Source organism: Exiguobacterium sp. s121 (assembly GCF_018617245.1).
GTDB classification, from domain to species: domain Bacteria; phylum Bacillota; class Bacilli; order Exiguobacteriales; family Exiguobacteriaceae; genus Exiguobacterium; species Exiguobacterium profundum.
On the sequence record NZ_JACSJV010000001.1, the window covers coordinates 650907 to 672359 of the forward strand.

The 21453-nt window shown below is 50.4% G+C and carries 20 protein-coding genes; 17 read left to right on the forward strand and 3 right to left on the reverse strand.

What is annotated here, in order from left to right; genetic code table 11:
• The first annotated feature begins 11 nt into the window (after positions 1–11).
• On the forward strand, positions 12–1166 hold the full coding sequence (locus KOG47_RS03395; RefSeq protein WP_236548934.1) for a PDZ domain-containing protein: 1155 nt from the start codon (positions 12–14) through the stop codon (positions 1164–1166).
• Between the two features lie 64 nt (positions 1167–1230).
• Here KOG47_RS03395 and glpK read toward each other — a convergent pair whose 3' ends face one another.
• Both glpK and KOG47_RS03405 read right to left on the reverse strand, forming a co-directional pair.
• A complete protein-coding gene (glpK, locus tag KOG47_RS03400; protein ID WP_215243766.1) occupies positions 1231–2748 on the reverse strand; it encodes a glycerol kinase GlpK in 1518 nt (505 codons plus the stop codon).
• A gap of 28 nt (positions 2749–2776) precedes the next feature.
• Positions 2777–3484, reverse strand: a complete 708-nt coding sequence (locus tag KOG47_RS03405) for an MIP/aquaporin family protein (RefSeq protein ID WP_047795079.1) — start codon at positions 3482–3484, stop codon at positions 2777–2779.
• 462 nt (positions 3485–3946) lie between these two features.
• Between KOG47_RS03405 and uvrB the strand changes: the two genes are divergently transcribed.
• From uvrB to KOG47_RS03420, 3 genes are all read left to right on the forward strand, one after another.
• On the forward strand, positions 3947–5917 hold the full coding sequence (uvrB, locus tag KOG47_RS03410) for an excinuclease ABC subunit UvrB (RefSeq protein WP_215243767.1): 1971 nt from the start codon (positions 3947–3949) through the stop codon (positions 5915–5917).
• Positions 5918–8791 carry an excinuclease ABC subunit UvrA gene (gene uvrA, locus KOG47_RS03415; protein ID WP_215243768.1) on the forward strand — a complete coding sequence of 958 codons (2874 nt, stop codon included), beginning with the start codon at positions 5918–5920 and terminating at the stop codon, positions 8789–8791.
• Positions 8792–8856: 65 nt separating this feature from the next.
• Entirely contained in the window at positions 8857–10026 is a 1170-nt protein-coding gene (locus tag KOG47_RS03420; RefSeq protein ID WP_012726931.1) for a DUF4097 family beta strand repeat-containing protein, read from the forward strand.
• Positions 10027–10062: 36 nt separating this feature from the next.
• On the opposite strand, the gene KOG47_RS03425 is transcribed toward KOG47_RS03420, so the two are convergent.
• Positions 10063–10419, reverse strand: a complete 357-nt coding sequence (locus KOG47_RS03425) for a hypothetical protein (RefSeq protein ID WP_012726930.1) — start codon at positions 10417–10419, stop codon at positions 10063–10065.
• A 148-nt stretch (positions 10420–10567) separates the two neighbouring features.
• On the opposite strand from KOG47_RS03425, the gene hprK reads away from it, so the two are divergent.
• The 13 genes from hprK to KOG47_RS03490 all read left to right on the forward strand — a co-directional run bounded on the left by hprK (position 10568) and on the right by KOG47_RS03490 (position 21433).
• Positions 10568–11503: an HPr(Ser) kinase/phosphatase gene (gene hprK / locus KOG47_RS03430; RefSeq protein WP_012726929.1), complete on the forward strand. Its 936-nt coding sequence runs from the start codon at positions 10568–10570 to the stop codon at positions 11501–11503.
• 2 nt (positions 11504–11505) lie between these two features.
• On the forward strand, positions 11506–12324 hold the full coding sequence (lgt, locus tag KOG47_RS03435) for a prolipoprotein diacylglyceryl transferase (protein WP_074036274.1): 819 nt from the start codon (positions 11506–11508) through the stop codon (positions 12322–12324).
• A complete protein-coding gene (gene ppaX / locus KOG47_RS03440; RefSeq protein ID WP_159562639.1) occupies positions 12324–12974 on the forward strand; it encodes a pyrophosphatase PpaX in 651 nt (216 codons plus the stop codon). The genes lgt and ppaX overlap by 1 nt, the downstream gene beginning before the upstream one ends.
• Positions 12967–13449, forward strand: coding sequence for an acyltransferase (locus tag KOG47_RS03445; RefSeq protein WP_074036278.1), 483 nt, complete (start codon positions 12967–12969; stop codon positions 13447–13449). Before ppaX ends, KOG47_RS03445 begins: the two co-directional genes overlap by 8 nt.
• 294 nt (positions 13450–13743) lie before the next feature.
• Positions 13744–15216 carry a tetratricopeptide repeat protein gene (locus KOG47_RS03450; RefSeq protein ID WP_215243769.1) on the forward strand — a complete coding sequence of 491 codons (1473 nt, stop codon included), beginning with the start codon at positions 13744–13746 and terminating at the stop codon, positions 15214–15216.
• Positions 15217–15284: 68 nt separating this feature from the next.
• The gene (gene trxB / locus KOG47_RS03455) at positions 15285–16238 is read left to right on the forward strand and encodes a thioredoxin-disulfide reductase (protein ID WP_074036283.1); all 954 of its coding nucleotides are present in this window, start codon (positions 15285–15287) and stop codon (positions 16236–16238) included.
• 120 nt (positions 16239–16358) lie between these two features.
• Complete coding sequence (gene rapZ / locus KOG47_RS03460) at positions 16359–17231, forward strand: RNase adapter RapZ (RefSeq protein WP_031422867.1); 873 nt, start codon at positions 16359–16361, stop codon at positions 17229–17231.
• Position 17232: 1 nt separating this feature from the next.
• Positions 17233–18228 (forward strand): gluconeogenesis factor YvcK family protein, encoded by a 996-nt coding sequence (locus KOG47_RS03465; protein ID WP_074036285.1) that lies wholly within the window; start codon positions 17233–17235, stop codon positions 18226–18228.
• Between the two features lie 34 nt (positions 18229–18262).
• A complete protein-coding gene (gene whiA, locus KOG47_RS03470; RefSeq protein ID WP_159562637.1) occupies positions 18263–19216 on the forward strand; it encodes a DNA-binding protein WhiA in 954 nt (317 codons plus the stop codon).
• An 86-nt stretch (positions 19217–19302) separates the two neighbouring features.
• Entirely contained in the window at positions 19303–19539 is a 237-nt protein-coding gene (locus tag KOG47_RS03475; protein WP_012726920.1) for a hypothetical protein, read from the forward strand.
• A 93-nt stretch (positions 19540–19632) separates the two neighbouring features.
• Complete coding sequence (locus KOG47_RS03480; RefSeq protein ID WP_012726919.1) at positions 19633–20148, forward strand: DUF2179 domain-containing protein; 516 nt, start codon at positions 19633–19635, stop codon at positions 20146–20148.
• 89 nt (positions 20149–20237) lie between these two features.
• The gene (locus tag KOG47_RS03485) at positions 20238–20681 is read left to right on the forward strand and encodes a hypothetical protein (RefSeq protein ID WP_236548933.1); all 444 of its coding nucleotides are present in this window, start codon (positions 20238–20240) and stop codon (positions 20679–20681) included.
• A 56-nt stretch (positions 20682–20737) separates the two neighbouring features.
• Positions 20738–21433 (forward strand): MerR family transcriptional regulator, encoded by a 696-nt coding sequence (locus KOG47_RS03490; protein ID WP_159562635.1) that lies wholly within the window; start codon positions 20738–20740, stop codon positions 21431–21433.
• The last annotated feature ends 20 nt before the right edge of the window (positions 21434–21453 follow it).

A 21453-nucleotide genomic window follows, 5' to 3' on the forward strand; every position in this document is an offset into this window, starting at 1 on the left:
GGTTGGACCGCGTGGAAGTTGTACGAATGGGTGTTACGGCTTTATTGACGTTGTTAGGTAGTCCGCTGTTTTGGGTGACACTCGTCGCCCTTACATACATATCGCTGACACGGGTCAAGCGAGAACGGGCCATGTTCCGTTCGAGACGTCGCTCACCGAAGTCGGAATGGAGACATTTCATCTGGCCGAGTCTTCTGTTAGCGGTCCTCTCATCGGCCGTGACGATTTTACTCGAGACGACCATCACGTTTGAGTGGGCCGTCTCGTTCACGATTCTCTATACGCTCGTCGTCTTGACGATGCATCCGCGATTCTTTAATCCGGTGCTGCCTCTTCTCGTGTTGTTCGGGGTCGTCTTGTTACGCGATGTTGTCGCATATGGGGCGCTTCGTGATTGGGTAGCAGCACTCGCTCAGGTCGATTGGACGGTCTATGCGCTCACATTCGGCCTCGTCACCCTTGCGGAAGCGATTCTCTTGCGCTGGAACGGACCAAAAGAGACATCCCCGACCTTGATCTTGTCGAAACGGGGGCAGTTTATCGGAGGGCATGTCGTCAAACGGATTTGGTTTTTCCCGCTCGTCGTCTTCGTGCCACCGATGTTCGGTCTCGACTGGCCGATGGTGCCCATCATTCTTCCGATTCCCATCGGGGTCAGTTTATTGTCGACCGGCGCCTTACCAGGAACGCTTCTCGCACGATTGAGCAATTATCGTGCCGTACTCGCTTTGATCGCTCTCGGTTTATTCGCCCTCTCATATGCGTTTAAGATTCCATATGTCGACTATGTAGTATTGACGATATTCGTCCTCTATGAGCTCGGCTTACAATGGATCAAACGCGAGAATCGGGGAACGACACCCGTTTTCATCAATGGAAACCGTGGGGCGGTCATCGTCGACACGTTACCGAACTCACCTGGGGAGACGATGCAGCTCATCCCGGGTGAATCGATCTATAAAGTCAACGGGACGGTCATCACAGGAGGGCATAGTTTTTATGAGGCGCTCCAGCAACATAAGCCGTACATCAAACTGGAAGTATTGAATCTGAACGGGGATATCCGATTCGTTCAACGAGCGATGTATGAGACCGATCCACATGAGCTCGGAATTTTGTTCGTCGGGGAACCGACGAGCCCGAGAGTCCGCTTACGTAAACTGTAAGAGTATCCGTCATGGGTACTCTTTTTTGCATACAAAAAGGCACCCGTGAGGATGCCCGTTCGTCTTATACATCAAGTTTTGAAGGCTTGAATGCCATTGTGGCTTCGACAGCGTGTTGCCATCCTTTGTAGAGGGCTTCGCGATGAGACTCATCCATGTTTGGATCGAACTTCTTGTCGAGTTTCCACTGTTCTTTGACTTCGGCTTGGTCTTTCCAGAATCCAACGGCGAGACCTGCCAAGTAGGCGGCACCGAGTGCAGTCGTTTCACTCACTTCAGGACGCTCGACCGGGACGTTGAGAATGTCCGATTGGAACTGCATGAGGAAGTTGTTACTGACGGCCCCACCGTCGACGCGAAGCGTCTTCAAGTTGATGCCTGAGTCACTCTCCATCGACGTGAGGACGTCACGTGTCTGGTAAGCGAGTGACTCGATTGTCGCCCGGACCATCTGTTCTTTCTCTGTCCCACGCGTGAGACCGAAGATGGCACCACGGACGTCAGAGTTCCAATACGGTGCACCGAGACCGACGAAGGCAGGAACGACGTAGACACCGTCAGTTGATTCGATCCGTGTCGCATACTGTTCCGAGTCTTTCGCTGATTTCAACATCCGCAATCCGTCACGGAGCCACTGGATCGCCGAACCGGCGACGAAGATCGAACCTTCGAGCGCGTATTCTACTTTCCCGTTATAGCCCCAAGCGATTGTCGTCAAGAGACCGTGATCAGATTTGACGGCTTCTTCTCCCGTGTTCATGAGCATGAAACAACCTGTTCCATACGTGTTTTTCGCCTCACCTTTTTCGAAGCAAGTTTGTCCGAACAAGGCGGCCTGTTGGTCACCTGCAGCTCCGGCAATCGGGACTTCGAATCCGAAGAAGTGGTATGGAATCGTGTTCGCATAGACTTCACTTGACGGTTTGACTTCAGGAAGCATTGATTTAGGCACTGTCAAGATCTCGAGTAACTCGTCATCCCACTTCTGCTCGTAGATGTTGTACATGAGTGTACGCGATGCGTTCGAGTAATCGGTTACGTGTGCTTTTCCACCAGAGAGTTTCCAGATGAGCCACGTGTCGATTGTCCCGAAGAGGAGTTCGCCGTTCTCAGCTTTTTCACGTGCACCCTCGACGTTGTCAAGAATCCATTTGACTTTCGTTCCTGAGAAGTAGGCATCGATGAGGAGACCTGTTTTGTCGCGGACCATATCGGAATGACCGGCTGCTTTCAGCTCTTCACAGATGTCGGCGGTTTGACGGGATTGCCAGACGACGGCGTTATAGACAGGGCGTCCTGTTTCCTTTTCCCAAACGACAGCTGTTTCACGTTGGTTCGTGATCCCGATTCCGGCAATCTCATTCGGGTCGATATCAGCAGAACCGAACGCTTCCGCCATAACGGCGAGGACAGAACCCCAAATCTCATTGGCGTTGTGCTCGACCCAGCCTGGTTTTGGGAAGTATTGTTTGAATTCGCGCTGTGCGACTGTGACAATTTTTCCATCATGATCAAAGATGATTGCCCGTGAACTTGTCGTTCCTTGGTCCAATGCTAAAATATAACGTTTTTCTTTCGCCATATGTGATTTCCTCCTTCAAAATTATGTGTTAAGGGACGAGAATACCGTAGATGAGTGCGGCAATAATCGCACCGATAATCGGACCGACGACCGGGATCCATGAATAACCCCAATCTGAAGATCCTTTTCCTTTAATTGGAAGGAATGCGTGTGCGATACGTGGCCCAAGGTCACGTGCCGGGTTGATCGCATATCCCGTCGTACCACCGAGCGAAAGACCAATCGATACAATCAAGAAACCAACGATGAGTGGATTGAGTCCGTCTGCGAATGTGTTTGCCCCGAATGACAACAATGCAAAGACAAGGACGAATGTTCCGATAATCTCACCAATCAAGTTGTACGGCGTGCTTCGAATACCTGGAGCTGTCGAGAACGTCGCCAGTTTTAAACCAGGATCGTCTGTCGCATCATAGTGCGGCTTGTAGTGGACATAAACCAAACATGCCCCGATGATGGCTCCAATAAACTGAGCGAGGATGTAAAGTGGGACATCAGCCCATGGGAATTCGCCTGCTGTCGCGAGACCAATCGTGACGGCAGGGTTGATGTGAGCGCCTCCGTAAATTCCGGCTGCGTAGACCCCGACCATAACGGCAAGACCCCAACCCATTGTGATGACAATCCAGCCAGAGTTTTCCGCTTTGGAATGGCGGAGGACGACGCCGGCGACGACACCGTTACCGAGCAGAATCAATAGCATCGTACCAATAATTTCACTGACAAATGCTGACATGTGATACTCCCCTTTCTCCCTTATGCAATTTGACTTACCACTTCATTATATGCCCAAAATGTAAGCGTTTTAAAACAGTGTTTTTAAAAAATCCTACTTTTTTCCTACAAATGTTCACATTTACAGCTGTAAACTTCACAAAAGAGTTAAGAAGCAGAGCGAAACGTTCACGAAGTGGATGTTTTTTTCGGATATTTCAAGCATTCCAATTTACTAGGGACATAGTCCAATCTGAAAAGTGTAATGCTTTATGCCACAAAAGTGATTCTGTTGAAATCTTGATGTGATGATTTGGATGGAACAAGATGTTTCTTTTGAGACAGTAAAGGAAAAAGAAATGAACAATGGATTGAATGAAAAAAAGAAATAAAATGAATTAACCTACAAGCTAATAAGCGAATATTTGTTCGTGTCTATGGTATAATCAAGACACTTATGAAATGAGAAGGTGAGGAGTATCTTATGGAATCGATTCCGTTTGCATTACAATCTGAATTTCAACCAGGAGGCGACCAGCCTGAAGCGATTCGACAGCTTGTCGAAGGTGTAAATCGAGGTGACCGGTATCAGACGCTCCTCGGTGCAACGGGTACGGGTAAAACGTTTACCGTCTCGAACGTCATTCAAGAAGTAAAGAAGCCGACACTCGTCCTCGCCCATAACAAGACGCTCGCCGGTCAGCTCTACTCGGAGTTCAAAGAGTTCTTCCCGAACAACGCGGTCGAGTACTTCGTCAGTTACTATGACTATTATCAACCGGAAGCGTACGTGCCGTCGACGGATACGTTCATTGAGAAGGATGCTTCAATCAATGATGAAATCGATAAGCTGCGTCACTCGGCGACGTCGGCTCTCTTTGAGCGCGATGACGTCATCATCGTCGCATCTGTCTCCTGTATTTATGGTCTCGGTAACCCGGAAGAATATCGGAGCCTCGTCTTGAGCCTTCGCGTCGGGAAAGAGATGGGACGTGACGAGATGTTACGTAAACTCATCGACATTCAATATGAACGAAACGATATCGATTTCCAGCGTGGACGTTTCCGTGTCCGCGGGGACGTCGTCGAGATCTTCCCAGCATCGCGTGACGAACACTGCATGCGCATCGAGTTCTTCGGAGACGAGATCGACCGCATCCGTGAGATGGATCCGTTGACGGGTGAAATCATCGCAGACCGTGATCACGTCGCCATCTTCCCGGCATCCCACTTCGTCACACGCGACGAAAAATTGCAAAAGGCAATCGTCAACATCGAAGCGGAACTTGAGGAACAACTTGTGAAGTTCCGCGAAGAAGGGAAGCTCTTAGAAGCGCAACGACTCGAGCAACGAACGCATTACGATTTGGAAATGATGCGTGAGATGGGGTATTGTTCAGGAATCGAGAACTATTCGCGACACTTGAACTTGATGCCTGAAGGTTCAACCCCGTACACATTAATCGATTACTTCCCGGAAGATTTTTTACTCGTCGCTGATGAGTCGCACGTGACGCTTCCGCAAGTACGCGGGATGTACAACGGGGATCAGGCACGGAAACAAGTGCTCGTCGACCACGGCTTCCGTCTCCCTTCGGCGAAGGATAACCGTCCGCTCAAGTTCGATGAGTTCGAGAAGAAAGTCTCACAAGCGATTTTCATCTCGGCGACACCAGGTCCGTACGAACTCGAACATACGCCGAACATGATTGAGCAAATCATCCGTCCGACCGGGTTACTTGATCCGACAATCGAGATTCATCCAATCAAAGGTCAGATTGACTACTTGATGGATCAGATTCGCGAACGCATCAAGCGCGACGAGCGCGTGCTCGTGACGACGCTCACGAAGAAGATGGCAGAGGACCTATCCGATTACTTACGCGAAGCGGGAATCAAGGTCAACTATATGCACTCCGAAATCAAGACGCTCGAGCGAATCGAAATCATTCGTGACCTTCGTCTCGGTAAATATGACGTGCTCGTCGGAATCAACTTGTTGCGGGAGGGTCTTGACATTCCAGAGGTCAGCCTCGTGACGATTCTCGATGCCGATAAGGAAGGATTCCTTCGTTCCGATCGTTCGCTCATCCAGACGATTGGACGAGCGGCGCGTAACGCGAACGGACATGTCATCTTGTTCGCGGACAAGATGACCGATTCGATGGCGCGTGCCATCGAAGAGACGGATCGTCGTCGGTCGATTCAACAGGCTTATAATGAAGAACATGGCATCACCCCGCAGACGATTCGAAAAGACGTCCGAGGGGTCATTCGGGCGACGGTCGAGGCGGAAGAGGAAGCACTCGAATCGCTCAGTACGATGAAGCCGGCCGAACGCGAGGCGGCGATTGCCAAGTTGGAAGAAGAAATGAAGCAAGCGGCACGCGATCTCCAGTTCGAACGCGCGGCCGAATTGCGTGACTTAATCTTGGAGTTGAAGGTAGGGAATTAAATGGCTGAAAAGAAAAATGCGATTGTCATCAAAGGGGCACGCGTCAACAATTTAAAAAATATTGACATCGATATCCCACGTGACCAGCTCGTCGTCTTGACGGGCTTGTCCGGCTCCGGGAAATCGTCACTTGCGTTCGATACGATTTATGCGGAAGGACAGCGTCGGTACGTCGAGAGCTTATCCGCCTATGCCCGTCAGTTCCTTGGACAGATGGATAAGCCAGACGTCGATACGATTGAAGGACTTAGCCCGGCCATCTCAATTGACCAGAAGACGACGAGTCGTAACCCGCGTTCGACGGTCGGGACGGTGACCGAGATTTATGATTACCTTCGTCTATTGTTTGCAAGAATCGGGAAACCGGTCTGTCCGAACCACGGCATCGAGATTTCGAGTCAAACGATTTCGCAGATGGTCGACCAGGTGATGGAGTTGCCGGAGCGGACACGACTCCAGATTTTGGCGCCAATCGTGTCGGGTCGGAAAGGGACGCACGTGAAAGTATTCGACTCGTTAAAGAAAGAGGGATTCGTCCGTGTCCGTGTCAATGGTGAAACGATTGAATTGACGGATGAGATTGAGCTCGATAAAAACAAGAAGCATTCGATTGAAGTCGTCGTCGACCGCCTCGTCGTCCGACCTGACGTCGAAGGGCGCCTCGCCGACTCACTCGAGACGGCATTACGTCTTGCGGACGGCCGTGTCATTATCGATAAGATGGATGGCACCGAGCTTCTCTTCAGTGAGCATCACGCCTGTCCGATCTGCGGGTTCTCCATCGGCGAACTCGAACCTCGGATGTTCTCATTCAACTCGCCATTCGGTGCATGTCCGACGTGTGATGGTCTTGGGACGAAACTAGACGTCGACCCAGAACTCGTCATCCCGGACCCGTCGAAGACGTTGAAAGAGGGGGCGATTGCCGCATGGCAACCGACAAGTTCCCAGTACTATCCACAACTTTTGTCTGCGATGTGCCAGCATTTCAACATCGACATGGACGTGCCGTTCGAGCGCCTATCAAAACGTGATCAGGACCTCGTCTTGAACGGATCTTCGGAGGAATCGTTCCTCTTCCGCTACGAGAACGACTTCGGTCAAGTGCGGACGAATACCATTTTCTTTGAAGGGGTGCTCCGTAACATCGAGCGCCGTTACCGGGAGACAACATCCGACTATATCCGTGAGCAGATGGAAATGTACATGGCGACACATGCGTGTCCGACATGTCACGGCTATCGCTTGAAAGAAGAGTCGCTCGCCGTCAAGATCACGGGTCAGCACGTCGGGCAAGTGACGGAGAAATCGGTCGTGAACGCACTTGCGTTCTTTGAAGGACTCAACGAGCAGTTGAGCGAGAAAGAGATCGCCATCGCCCGTCTCATCCTCCAAGAGATTCGGGAACGACTCAGTTTTTTGAATAACGTCGGTCTCGACTACTTGACGCTCTCTCGTGCCGCTGGAACACTCTCGGGTGGGGAGGCGCAGCGGATTCGTCTCGCGACACAAATTGGGTCTCGTCTCACGGGTGTTTTATATGTCCTTGACGAACCATCCATCGGTCTTCATCAACGTGATAACGATCGGTTGATTTCGACCCTCAAACAGATGCGGGACATCGGCAACACGCTCATCGTCGTCGAGCATGACGAGGACACGATGATGGAAGCCGACTACTTGATCGATATCGGACCAGGCGCAGGAGAACATGGCGGACAGGTCATTGCGGCCGGGACGCCGAAACAACTGATGAAAAATAAAAACTCGCTCACCGGTCAATATCTTGCTGGGAAGAAGTTCATCCCACTTCCGGCTGAACGGAAGATGCCAGACGAACGTTTCTTAAAGATCGTCAAAGCAGAAGAGAACAACCTAAAAGACGTCGACGTTTCCATTCCACTCGGGATGTTCGTTGCCGTAACAGGGGTCTCGGGATCGGGTAAATCGACCCTCATCAATGAGATTCTCTATAAATCGCTCGCGCACAATATGAACCGGGCCAAAGCGAAGCCAGGCAAGCACAAGAAGATTGAAGGACTTGAGCATATCGATAAGGTCATCGATATCGACCAATCCCCGATCGGACGGACCCCTCGTTCGAACCCGGCCACGTATACGGGTGTCTTTGATGATATTCGTGACGTCTTCGCCTCGACGAATGAAGCGAAGATGCGCGGCTACAAGAAGGGACGTTTCAGTTTCAACGTTAAAGGCGGGCGCTGTGAAGCATGTCGTGGGGATGGGATCATCAAAATCGAGATGCACTTCCTTCCTGACGTCTACGTTCCGTGTGAGGTCTGTCACGGGAAACGCTATAATCGTGAAACGCTCGAAGTGAAGTACAAAGGAAAGACGATCGCAGACGTCCTTGATATGACGATTGAGGAAGGACTCGAATTCTTTGAAAAGATTCCGAAAATCAAGCGGAAGATTCAAACGATTTATGACGTCGGTCTTGGCTATATGAAACTCGGTCAGCCGGCGACGGAACTTTCGGGTGGGGAAGCCCAGCGTGTCAAACTCGCTTCGGAACTTCATAAACGGTCGACCGGGAAAACGATTTATATTCTGGACGAACCGACGACCGGTCTTCACGTCGACGACATCGCGCGCTTGTTGAAAGTGTTGCAACGTCTTGTCGAGAACGGGGACACGGTGCTCGTCATCGAGCATAACCTCGATGTCATCAAGTCGGCCGATTATTTGATTGACCTCGGACCAGAGGGTGGAGATGGTGGCGGACTCATCGTCGCAACGGGGACACCAGAAGAAGTCGCGGAAGTGTCAGGCTCGTATACCGGTAAGTATTTGAAGCCGGTTCTCGAACGAGATGCAGCCCGAGTGAAACCGAAAGCAGGAAAAAAGAAATAAGTATAGAAATGGTGAGAAACGGGAAGGTAATTGACGTGCAACCAAATTGAAGGGGGAAAACGAACGTGAAACAAGAAATGCGTGAACTGATTCTCCAGCAAGTGAAGGAAGGCAAGATGACGATCGAGGAGGCGATGACGCAACTCGAACGTCTCGAGCGACTTGAACCGGAACAGGTTCAAGCGCTTGAAGAGCGACAGGATACAGAAAAGGTCGATGCCTATTCGGTTGAATCGCTCACAACGAAACTGACATCTGCAGTGGAAGGGCTCGTGACGAAACTTCGCGACAGCGACTTCTCATTCAGCTCGAACTTTGGTCCGGAAGTGACGTATTCGAAGTCGTTCCCGTTCACAGGTAGCGATATCTCGCTCGACCTGTTCAACGCGTCGGCGACGATTGTTTCGTCTGATGCCGAAGATTGTGAACTGATTGTCACGGGTCGTCCGCTTCGCCAACAAGATGCGGATAAGGCGCTCGAACAGTTACAGTCTGCGGTTAAGCACTCTGTCATTGGTGATCGTCTCGTCGTTTCGCTCCGTGATAAACTCGTCCGGGCCCACGTGGAACTGTACGTCCCGCACCACCATTTCAACCATCTTCTTGTTCAAACGTTGAACGGTGAAGTCCGTGCCGATGGTCTCGATGTCGAGAACGTTCGTGTGCAAACCGCAAACGGGCGTGTCGTGCTCCATGACGTGCATGCATCCGAACTATTACTGAACACTGGTAATGGGACGGTCGAGGTCGAAGGTGTCGAAGCGGAACTCGTTCACGTTCGGACCGGAAACGGTGCCGTCATCGTCGGTGGGAAGTACGATAAAGCCTCCCTCAAGACCGGGAACGGAAACATCCGCGCGGAACTGGCGACAGCTCGTCCTGCGAAGTTTGAACTCGCGTCACTCGCCGGGAACATTCGACTCGTGTTACCACACGGCGTCGAGGTCGAAGGGGAGCTCGAGACGAATTTCGGTGGTCTGCATTGCTTGCTTGATGAGCTCGAAATCATCCGTGACCGCAAGGACGTCGCACAGCGTCGTCTGGAATTCTTATCGGGTCGCGGTCAAACCCCTCGTATCGAAGTCGAGGCGGGGACGCGTACCGGTACAATCGATTTGGAGCACGGTTCGGTCTATACGCCATCCACATTCCTCGATGAAGATAAAGTGGAACCGGCTGACCCGGTCGATCCTGTCGACCCGGGCGATTTGAACAATCCGTTCCATCAACAATAAGAAAATCCCGAAGGCTCAGCCTTCGGGATTTTTTGATTATAGATTCATTTCGTACTCCATCTGTTGCCAATCCATCATCTGTGTATCAAACAGAGTGAAGGCGCTGATAGCAAACACGATGAAGAGGACCGGTCCGGCAATCAAGAGAATGATTCCAAGAAGGCGCATCGACTTCGAGCGATTCCAATAGAAGATGATGGCGACAATCATGGAGATGAGCGCTCCGGACAAGAAGAATCCGATGATGTTCAAGATGAACAAGAGCAAGATCGTCTCATTTTTCGTCGCGGCATATTCTTTCCACATATCGATTAACGATTTGATGATGTAAACGAGGGACCCAATTCCAATCACTAGCGCAAATAAGATGACAATTCCAAATAAACCTTCCATTATTCCACCTCCTAGTTAGCCTATACCCTACATACGAACGGTGTAATAGGATGGTTTCAACAATTTTTTGACACGTTCTTCATCACTTCCCTAGCCCGTCTTAGAAAGAGCTATGATACAATAATGAGCGTGAAAGGGGCAGATACTGATGCAAAATATCGTACGTACCGCTCAAGTTGTTGAGCGTTTTAAACTTCAAGTTATTGCGGGAGAGGAAGGACTTCATCGACCGGTCGCAACACCCGACCTGAGTCGACCGGGTCTCGTCCTTGCTGGCTATTATACGCACTATGCCAAAAACCGCCTGCAAGTGCTTGGGAAGACGGAGTTGACATTCTATGCGAGCCTCTCGGAAGAGAAGCGTCGTGAACGAGCTAAAATCTTGTGTACGGAACAGACGCCAGGAATTTTAATCACGCGTGGCTTCGATATTCCAAAAGAAATCGAAGAAGAGGCGGAAGCAGCAAACGTTCCTCTCATGCGAACGAATGCGGTGACGACATCGATTGAATCACAAATTACGAACTTCCTAGAGATGGAACTAGCACCGATGACGGCGATGCACGGTGTGCTCGTCGATATTTACGGTGTTGGTGTCCTCATCAAGGGCCAGAGTGGTGTCGGGAAATCTGAGACGGCACTTGAACTCGTCAAACGGGGGCACCGCCTCGTCGCCGATGATTCAGTCGAGATTCGTCAAACGGGGGACCAGCTCCTCGTCGGATCAGCACCGAAGCTCATTCGTCACCTGCTCGAGATTCGTGGGATTGGCATCATCGACGTCATGACGTTGTTCGGTGCGGGTGCGGTTCGGTCGCATAAAAAGATCAGTCTCATCGTCAACTTGGAGAACTGGGACGCGGGCAAAGTATACGACCGTGTCGGACTCGACCACAATACGATGAAAATCATCGACAGTGAAGTTCCGCTCTTGACCATCCCCGTTCGACCTGGTCGAAACTTGGCAGTCATCATCGAGGTCGCAGCGATGAACTATCGTCTGCAAAATATGGGAATCAATACGGCTGAAGAGTTCGCAGAACGTCTCGCGAACGCGATTCAGGATACTGAAGGAGACTTGTGAGCATGGTAGAACCGACATTTGATCGTGTGGCGTTTGAGATTGGCTCTTTGCCAATCTATTGGTACGGCATGATTATCGCCTTCGGGGCGATGCTTGGTCTCGTCCTCGCCTTATACGAAGCAAAACGTATCAATTATGATTCGGAACGACTCGTGGATGTCGTCATCTGGTCGATTCCGATCAGCATCGTCTTCGCGCGCATTTATTACGTGACGTTCCAATGGGATTATTATTCAGAGAACCTCGGACAAATCATCGACATTCGTCAAGGTGGGATTGCCATTCATGGAGCCATCTTCGGTGCTCTCCTTGTCGTCATCGTCTATTGTATGCGAAAGTCGATGTCGTTCTGGAAAGTGACGGACATCTTGGCGCCATCGCTTCTTCTTGGACAAGCCATTGGGCGTTGGGGAAACTTTATGAACCAAGAGGCACATGGTGGCGAGACGACGCGTAGTTTCTTGCAAGATACGCTCATGCTACCAGACTGGATCGTCAATCAGATGTACATCGATGGGACTTATTATATCCCGACCTTCTTATATGAAAGTGTATGGAATATCATCGGGGTCATCCTTCTCGTCGCGTGGCGCATGATTGGCAATCCACGACGTGGGTATATCTTCTTGTCATACCTCGTCTGGTACTCAATCGGTCGCTTCTATATCGAGGGACTTCGTACGGACAGTCTCATGTCCGGAGATTTGCGTGCGGCGCAAATGGTGTCAATCGCCTTGATCCTCTTCGGTATCGTCACGATGATTCTTCGTCGCAAGGCGAAACGTTACAACGACCCATCAGAGAAAGGATTGTTTGATTAATGGATACGATCTTATTTGATTTAGACGGTACATTACTCGATACGAACCCACTCATTATCGCGAGTTTCCGCCATACGTTCGACTATTATTTCCCGGAACATACGTATCGGGATGAAGACATTTATCGATTCATCGGACCGACGCTCGAAAAGTCGTTCCGTGAACTCAACGAGCCGGAATGGAAAGAGATGCAAGCCTTCTATCGGAGCTTCAACATCGCCATGCATGACCAACTCGTCGCAGAGTATCCAGGAGTCATCGAGGGGCTATATCGCCTTCATGCGAAAGGATACAAGATGGGCATCGTCACGTCGAAAGGTCGTCCGGTAGTCGAGCGCGGTCTTCGATTGTTCAATATCGACCACTTATTTGACGTCGTCGTGACAGCGGATGATGTCGAGAACGAAAAACCTCACGCTGAACCGGTCGAGCGTGCACTACAAGCACTCGACTCGTCACCAGAACGCGCCGTCATGGTCGGAGACAACGACACGGATATCTTCAGCGGGAAAAATGCCGGAACGAAGACGGTCGCTGTCGGCTGGGCCCTCAAAGGGCGTCCATTCCTCGAATCGCTCGAACCGGACGTCATCATCGACTCGATGGAACATTTCGAGGCGTGGCTAGACGAGGTCAGTATTCATGCGTAAGACGACACGATATCACATCGAGGGACCGAATCCGCTTTGGCAAATGTATCAGACGATTCGCTTTCTGCGTGTCTTCAAAAACACGACGGTCGTTCTGGTCGGTCGTTACTTTCCGTCGGTGAAGGCAAAGCGTTGGCTTTACCAGACGTTCCTCGGGATGAATATCGGAGAATATAGTGCCCTTGCTCTCATGGTCACACCGGACGTCATGTTCCCGGAACGTATCACGATTGGTCGCAATACGGTCATCGGATTCAATTCGACGATCCTCTGTCATGAGTATCTCGTAGACGAGTATCGGATCGGGGACGTCATCATCGGTGATGGCGTATTGATCGGTGCGAACGTTACCATCCTGCCAGGGGTAACCATCGGGGACGGTGCCGTCATCGGCGCGGGCGCGGTCGTGCACCGTGACGTCTTACCAGGAGAGCGGGTCATCGGTTCAAAGCTTCAATCGTTGACACATATTTGACACAATTTTTCGCAAAATGTTTTCATGAGTATTTTGTTCATACAGAATCAATAATACTTGAGCGGTATCACTTTTTTTTAAAGAGATTCCGCTTTTTCATGGATAAATGTACAGAAATGAAGCTATCATATTTTCGTTCAAAAACAATTTTTGAACCTAGTAAAAAATATTCATTATAGAGGGAATATAGTCGCAATTTTTTTTAACTTTTTCAGTTGCCCTCGCTGTTCGAGTGCGGTATTCTTATCCCTGCAACTAAAAAAAGATTTAGAGATGATGTGGAGGATTTAGAATATGGAAGCGAACTATGAAGCAGTAATGACGCTACCCGAACCAGAATCTCCGCTCGCTGCGGAGCTCCACTACTATAGAGGTCGTCGTGCGTTACGTGAAGGTCGCCTGGATGAAGCGACTTTTTTCATGGCTGAAGCGACAGCGGCAGCCACGCATCGCGTCGACTATCATAAACAGTACGCAGAACTGTTATTTGAAGTAGGGGAGGTCTACCACGCCAATGACGTGTGGAAACGAGTATTAGAGCTCGATGAGACCGCAACAGAGGCACTGTATCACTTAGCAAGCAACTGTGCCTATGTCTCTCAATATGAGGAAGCGGCGCACTATGCATCCGAATATCTCGCCCGTGACACGAAAGGTCACTTCAGGGAAGCCGTGCAATCCCTTCTTGAACTGATCGAACTCGAACAAGAGTTAGAGGACGAGGAAGAAGACGAATTGATCACGTGGCATACGGAAGCGCAGCGTCAAATCGATAAAGGACGATTGTTTGCGGCAAAGGTGACACTCGAGCGTCTCATCGGTCAATATCCATCGTTTTGGCCAGCATACAACAATCTGTCGGTCGTCAGTTTTTACCTTGGTGATGACCAAGCGGCATTCCGGACGCTCGAATACGTGCTCGACCAAAATCCAGGCAACTTGCATGCAATCTTGAACACGATTCTCTTGCTCCATGAAGCGGGTCAATCGGAAGTGGCCCTGCAGTTGTCGACACCGCTCACACGTGTCCGTCCACTCCAATTTGACTTACGTTATAAATTAGCGACGACACTCGCGCTTGTCGGACATTACGACCGTGCATATGAAGAACTACGTCTATTGAAAGACCGCGGATTCCGTGGGGACCCATTGTTTGGGCATTGGCTCAGCGTGTCTGCCTATAAGACAGGACGACTTGAAGAGGCAGCCACCTACTTGAACAATGAAGAGATGAAACAGTTTGAAGAGAAACAAAGCTTCGACATCCGAGAAAACCTCGAATTTCGTTCGGCGCTCGTCCAAGGATTGCGTCAAGAGAGCGACTTGGCTCGAATCGAGATTATCCGAATCATCGCCAACTTAAAAGATGACGAAGCGTTCGAAGCGCTTGCGCTCACGAATGCGGTGACGGAAAACGGGACGGTCCGTGCGTTCGCAGAGATGTGTCGTGCCGACCTTTGTCAGCAACCGTTCAAAGGAGACGTCCGGATCAAGCGTGCGTTTGATGCGCTCGTCTTGGCTGAAGCACATGTATCAGAAGCGGAACGGATGAGCCTAGAGGGTGACTTCTATGAACGTTTCGCGACGCTTCTGTTGTCTGATGAATCATTCATGGACGTAACGGCATCGGCCGCTGCGCTCGTCTGGATGTTTTATACGAAACGGGACGCATTGATTCTCGAAAATTGTGCGAACGCCTTCCATCTCTCGGTCGACACGTTGACAGAGACGGTCCGTTCGTTCAAACGGACACTCGAACAAGCATAAAGATAGACGATACCCTTACAGGTTTCTTATACTAAAGGCAATCAATTTCTTGCAGAGGTGGAATCAACATGACAGAAGAAAAAATTTATGACGTCATTATCATCGGTGCCGGTCCTGCCGGAATGACCGCTGCGCTATATGCTTCACGTGCGAACCTTTCAACACTTATGATTGAACGTGGGATTCCAGGTGGTCAGATGGCCAACACGGAAGACATCGAGAACTATCCGGGCTATGACAGCATCCTTGGTCCTGACTTGTCTCAAAAAATGTTCGACCATTCGAAAGCGTTCGGTGCGGAGTATGCATATGGGGACGTGCAAAGCATCTCGGATGAAACACAATATAAAATCGTGCATGCGCACAACCGTGACTATAAAGCACGTGCAATCATCCTCGCCTCTGGTGCTCAGTATAAGAAAATCGGCGTACCGGGAGAAGAAGAACTCGGTGGCCGTGGCGTATCGTACTGTGCGGTATGTGACGGAGCGTTCTTCAAAGGGAAAGATTTGTTCGTCATCGGCGGTGGCGACTCGGCTGTTGAAGAAGGTGTCTTCTTGACACGCTTTGCGAACAAGGTGACGATCGTTCACCGTCGCGATGAGCTTCGCGCTCAGAAGATTCTTCAAAAACGTGCGTTCGACAATGAGAAAATCGATTTCATTTGGAACCACACATTGAAAGAAATCACAGAGAAAGACGGGAAAGTCGGTGGAGCTCGTCTCGTCAGCACAGTTGACGGGACAGAGACAGACCACGAGATTGACGGCGTCTTCATCTATATCGGGATGAACCCGATTACAGGATTCGTTCAAGACCTCGGCATCACGAACGAACAAGGTTACATCGTCACGAACGAGGCGATGGAAACGAATATCCCAGGGATTTTCGCGGCCGGTGACGTCCGTGAGAAAACGCTCCGTCAAGTCGTCACAGCGACGAACGACGGGTCGATTGCCGCTCAGAATGCTCAACACTTCATCGAGGGGCTCCTCGAATCGTTGCAAGAACAAAACGCATGATTCAAGAAGGTAGGACTGCGGGGAACCGCGGTCCTTCTCTTTTTTTCGGACGTTCGTTATACTAGATGGAGAGAGCTACACACACGGCTAGGTTGTCAATTTTAAGGGGGCGTCAGCGAGATGGAAGACTTTAAAGGATTAGAAGAATTGATCATCATCAGTGGGATGAGCGGGGCTGGGAAGTCGGTCGCCATGAATAGTTTCGAGGACCTCGGCTATTTTTGTGTCGACAACTTGCCACCGGTGCTCTTGCCACAATTGATTGATGTCATCAGCTCGGTCCGACCGAAAATCGCGGTCGCCATCGATACACGGACACGAGACTTTATCGATAGCTTATTCATCGTCATCGACGATTTGGAAAAAAAGAATGTGCATCCGCACCTGTTGTATTTAGAGACGCGGGACGACGTGCTCGTTCGCCGTTATAAAGAGACGCGACGGTCCCATCCGCTCGCACCGGAAGATGCGCCACTTGTCGGCATCAAGATGGAGCGCGAACTGTTAGAAGGTTTCCGTGATCGGGCTCACACGCTGTATGATACGAGCGAATTGAAGCCTCAGATGTTGAAGGACCGCATCCTCCAACAATTCAATGAAGAACGGATCCCGTTCACAGTCAACTTCATGTCGTTCGGTTTCAAACATGGGGTTCCGCTCGATATCGACTTGTTGTTCGACGTTCGCTTCATCACGAACCCATTCTATATCCCTGAGCTCCGTCCACTCACGGGTCAGACGACAGAAGTACAGGAATACGTCATGTCTCATCCGGAGGCACGAGCATTTTATAAAAAGTTGATCGACATGCTCGAGTTCCTTCTCCCGCAATATAAACGGGAAGGCAAGACGCAAGTCGTCGTGGCATTCGGTTGCACCGGTGGGAAGCATCGGTCGATTACCTTCGCTGAGAAAGTGTCGGAGCACTTTGCTGAACGTTATAACGTGAAGACGGTCCACCGAGACCTCGCTCACGCGACGAAGGAGAAGTGACATGAGACGAGATCGGAAAGTAGTCGCTATCGGGGGAGGGACAGGATTGTCCACTCTCGTTCGTGGGTTGAAACATTATCCACTCGATATCACGGCAATCGTCACGGTCGGGGACGACGGGGGGAGCTCGGGACGTCTTCGTGACGAGTTTCATATGTTGCCTCCGGGCGATATCCGTAATGTCATCTTGGCATTGTCGGAAGTCGAACCGTTAATGGATAAGATTTTACAATACCGCTTCGATACGGGATTTGGTTTAGAAGGGCATTCCCTTGGAAACTTGATGCTCACGGCGGCGACCCACATCTGCGAAGGCTCGTTTGTCAAAGCGATCGATGTCATGTCGCAGCTCTTGAACGCACAAGGAAAAGTATTGCCGGTGACTGAGACGCTCATGACCCTCGCAGCCGAGTTTGAGGACGGCACCATCGTCCAAGGGGAATCCAAGATCCCCCTTCATGAGCAACCGATCAAACGGATGTTTTTACTCGAAGAAGGCATTGAACCGGCCCCGGGCGTCGTCGAGGCGATTGAAGAGGCAGATGTCATCGTGCTCGGTCCAGGGAGTCTCTATACGAGTATCATCCCGAACTTGCTTATCCCAGCTGTACGGGAAGCCATCATCCGATCGAAAGTCCCGGTCGTCTATATTTGTAACGTGATGACGCAACCAGGTGAGACGAAAGGCTATGACGCGATGAAACACTTGAAAGTCATCGAGTCGTACCTTGGGAAGGCATCGATTGACACGATTGTCGTCAACAACGAACCGATTGAAGAAGAGTATTTGGAGCGTTACCGTGAGGATGGATCGGAAGAGGTCCGTTTCGATCGGAAGAAGCTCCGGAACTATGGCACGAACGTTCTCGCTGGGGACATCGTCGACTATAATCGGGAGTATATCCGTCATGATTCCGACGCAATCGCCGGACTCGTCATGCAGCGGGTACTCCGCATCAAGAAGCCGCGCTCATTTCAAGAATTGGAACTGAAATAAAGATTGTTGGAAAGATAGAAAGGAGGGGGACTCGATGAGCTTTGCCTCAGATGTGAAGAAAGAATTGACACAACTCGAAGTGACCGACACGGAAGCGAAAGCGGAACTGTCGGCACTCGTTCGGATGAACGGGGTCATCTCGCTCGCCCTTGGACGAGGTATGACCTTAGATGTCTCGACGGAGAACGCCTCGATCGCCCGGCGGATTTACTCGTTGATGAAACGCCTTTACGACCATCCGTTAGACTTGTTCGTACGGAAGAAAATGCGTTTGAAAAAGAACAACGTCTACATCGTCCGAGTGTCACAGCATGCGGAAACGATGCTTCGGGATCTTGAGATCCTCGGAGAGAATTACGAGATGATTCGGACACTGAACTCGGATATGACGGGGGACGAGAACTTAGCGCGCGCTTACTTGCGTGGCGCCTTCCTCGCAGGCGGGTCAATCAACCATCCGAAAACGTCCTCGTACCACCTCGAAATCTATAGCTTGTACGAAAACCATAACCAGGCACTACGTGATTTGGCGAACCGGTTTGAGTTGAATGCGAAGACGCTCGAACGGAAAAAAGGGCATATCCTGTATATGAAAGAAAGTGAAAAGATTTCGGACTTCCTCAAGTTGATCGGGGCGACCCGGGGTATGTTGGAGTTCGAAGACGCACGAATCATCAAAGATATGCGAAACTCCGTCAACCGTCTCGTCAACTGTGAGACGGCCAACTTGAACAAGACGGTCGGTGCGGCATTGCGCCAAGTCGAGAACATCAAGTTCTTGGAACGGACGGTCGGACTCGACGTCTTACCGAAAAAATTGCGGGAAATCGCCGAACTGCGCGTCACGCATCAAGACGTCTCGTTACAGGAGCTCGGGGAGATGCTCGAGTCCGGTCCGATCTCGAAATCAGGAATCAACCATAGACTTCGTAAAATTGACCAGATTGCCGAGCGCGTGCGCAGCGGCGATGAGATCGCATCCTCGTGATGCGGTTGCGCCAAAACCATTCTTCCTATATAATAAGCAATTGTGTATAGGTTTTATGAAAAGCGAGTAAAAGGAGCTTCATCATTATGTCGAATGAAAAGAAAAGATTATCGCTCACGATTGACGCTAAGCTCGACCAAGTCATCACAGAGCGTGCTAAAGAAATCGGAATTCCGAAAAGTGCACTCGTCACGTTCGCTACAAGCCTCTTCTTGAACCAGCTTCGTGCGGAAGAGTTGTTGAACGGGGACAAGAACGCAATCTACGAAGTCATTCGTAAAGACTACGAGTTGCTCACGAGCGTAAAGAATCTAGATAACTAAGTGAAAGGTTGACTCCGGTCAGCCTTTTTTAGTTGCATCTCTTTCAGAAATTTGGAATAGTGGTGATAATGAATTGGAACGGAGGTCGATCAAATGGGTCAAATCTTACTCATCCTACTACTACAACTAATCTACGTTCCGGTGTTAACGCTCCGGACGATCATGCTCGTGAAAGGGAAGACCGTCATCGCCGGTCTATTCGGAACGTTAGAAACGCTAATCTATATTTTTGCGCTCGGCATCGTGTTCCAGGATCTGACGACGGTCGGTATGATCGTGTATGCGGTCGGCTTCGGGCTCGGAATCTTACTTGGCGGTTTCGTCGAACGAAAACTCGCCATCGGTTACAACATGATTCAAGTCCATACGAAAGAATATCCAGCGGAACTCATCCAACAGATGCGTGACAACGGATATGGAGTTACGCATTATCAAGGGCAAGGACGTGACGGGGTCCGTTACCGTCTTGACGTATTGGCGGCCCGTACCCGGATGAAAGAACTGCGTGAACTCGTCGAGAAGCATGAACCGAAAGCGTTCCTCGTCGCATTTGACCCAATCGACTTCAAAGGCGGTTATATGATGAAAGGACTGCGTCGCCCGAAATGACGCACAAGACTCACGAAAGTGGGTCTTTTTTTGTTAGAGTAGGGATTTTATCTCGTGACAGGGAACTAGTGAAGAAAGGAGATGAGACCGTGAAACGAAATCGACGTGTGTGGATGATCTTACTGTTTGTACTTGTCGGGGCGGGAATCGTTTATTTCGCCATGACCTTATTTGGGGATGGAGAGGACAGTGTCAAGCCGCCGCTTCCAACGATTCGGGTTGGTTCGGTATCGGCAGAAGTGGAACAATCGACGTACTGTTGGGAGACCGGCAATCAAGCGACATGCGCCGATTACGGACTACCGGAAGCGGACGATCTTCAACTGATCACTGTCAAACCGGGAGACCGGATCGATGTCGTCTATCATGCAGAACCGATGACATCGAGTTTCAATCGAATCGAGGATGGAGAACTCGTCTCTTCCGAACTCGTCGTTCCGGATGAGCCGGGCATCTATCTCTATGAAGTCGGCGGAGAGTGGTCGCAAGGAGATAGCCGATACGTCTTCGGTGTCCGGGTCCCTGAAAACTAATGATTGACCTGCCTCTAAGGGGCGACTGTACAGTGAAAGTAGGAGGTGGGGAAACCGTGATTCCAATCGGAAGAGTCGCCCATGTGACCGGATTGTCGGTCAAGGCGATCAAATTTTATGAAGCGCGCGGATTGGTCCGCCCGACGCGGACCGAGAATCAGTATCGAATGTACGGGATGGAAGAGATTCGACGGTTAAGTGAAATCAAACGATTACGTCAAATTGGACTCCGTCTAGAACAAATTCAATCGGGTCTACCGGTTGATACATTACTAGAAACACGATTGGATGAAGTCCAGGCAGAAATCGAACGACTTCATCGAATCGAGAGGCAGATTCGATTGATGCAATCAGGAGGGAACGACATGAAGATTCGATATGAGATGTTGAATGAAGCCATTTCCGTCTATGGATATGGTGGTACGTTAGAGGAGATCCCGAACATGTGGGCCAAGCTTCAACCAGAATTGACGACAGACGAGTCGTACGGGGTCTGTCTCCCGCAGGAGAACGGTTATGTCGCGGGGATGACGAAGCCGGTGTCGGGAGAAAGTGCGCGAAGTGTCGAACTGACGAAAGGGAACTATATCGTCGCGACGGTGGAGGGAGGCATCCCGATGATTCCGTCTACGTATGAGCAGCTAGTAAACGTTCCAGACGTGACGCTACGAGACGCGGTCGACTTCGAGCGCTATATTCACGGGCAAGGTGGAGCGGACGACATCATTGAGATTTGGATGCCCATCGAATAGAAAAAAGAACGCATCCATCG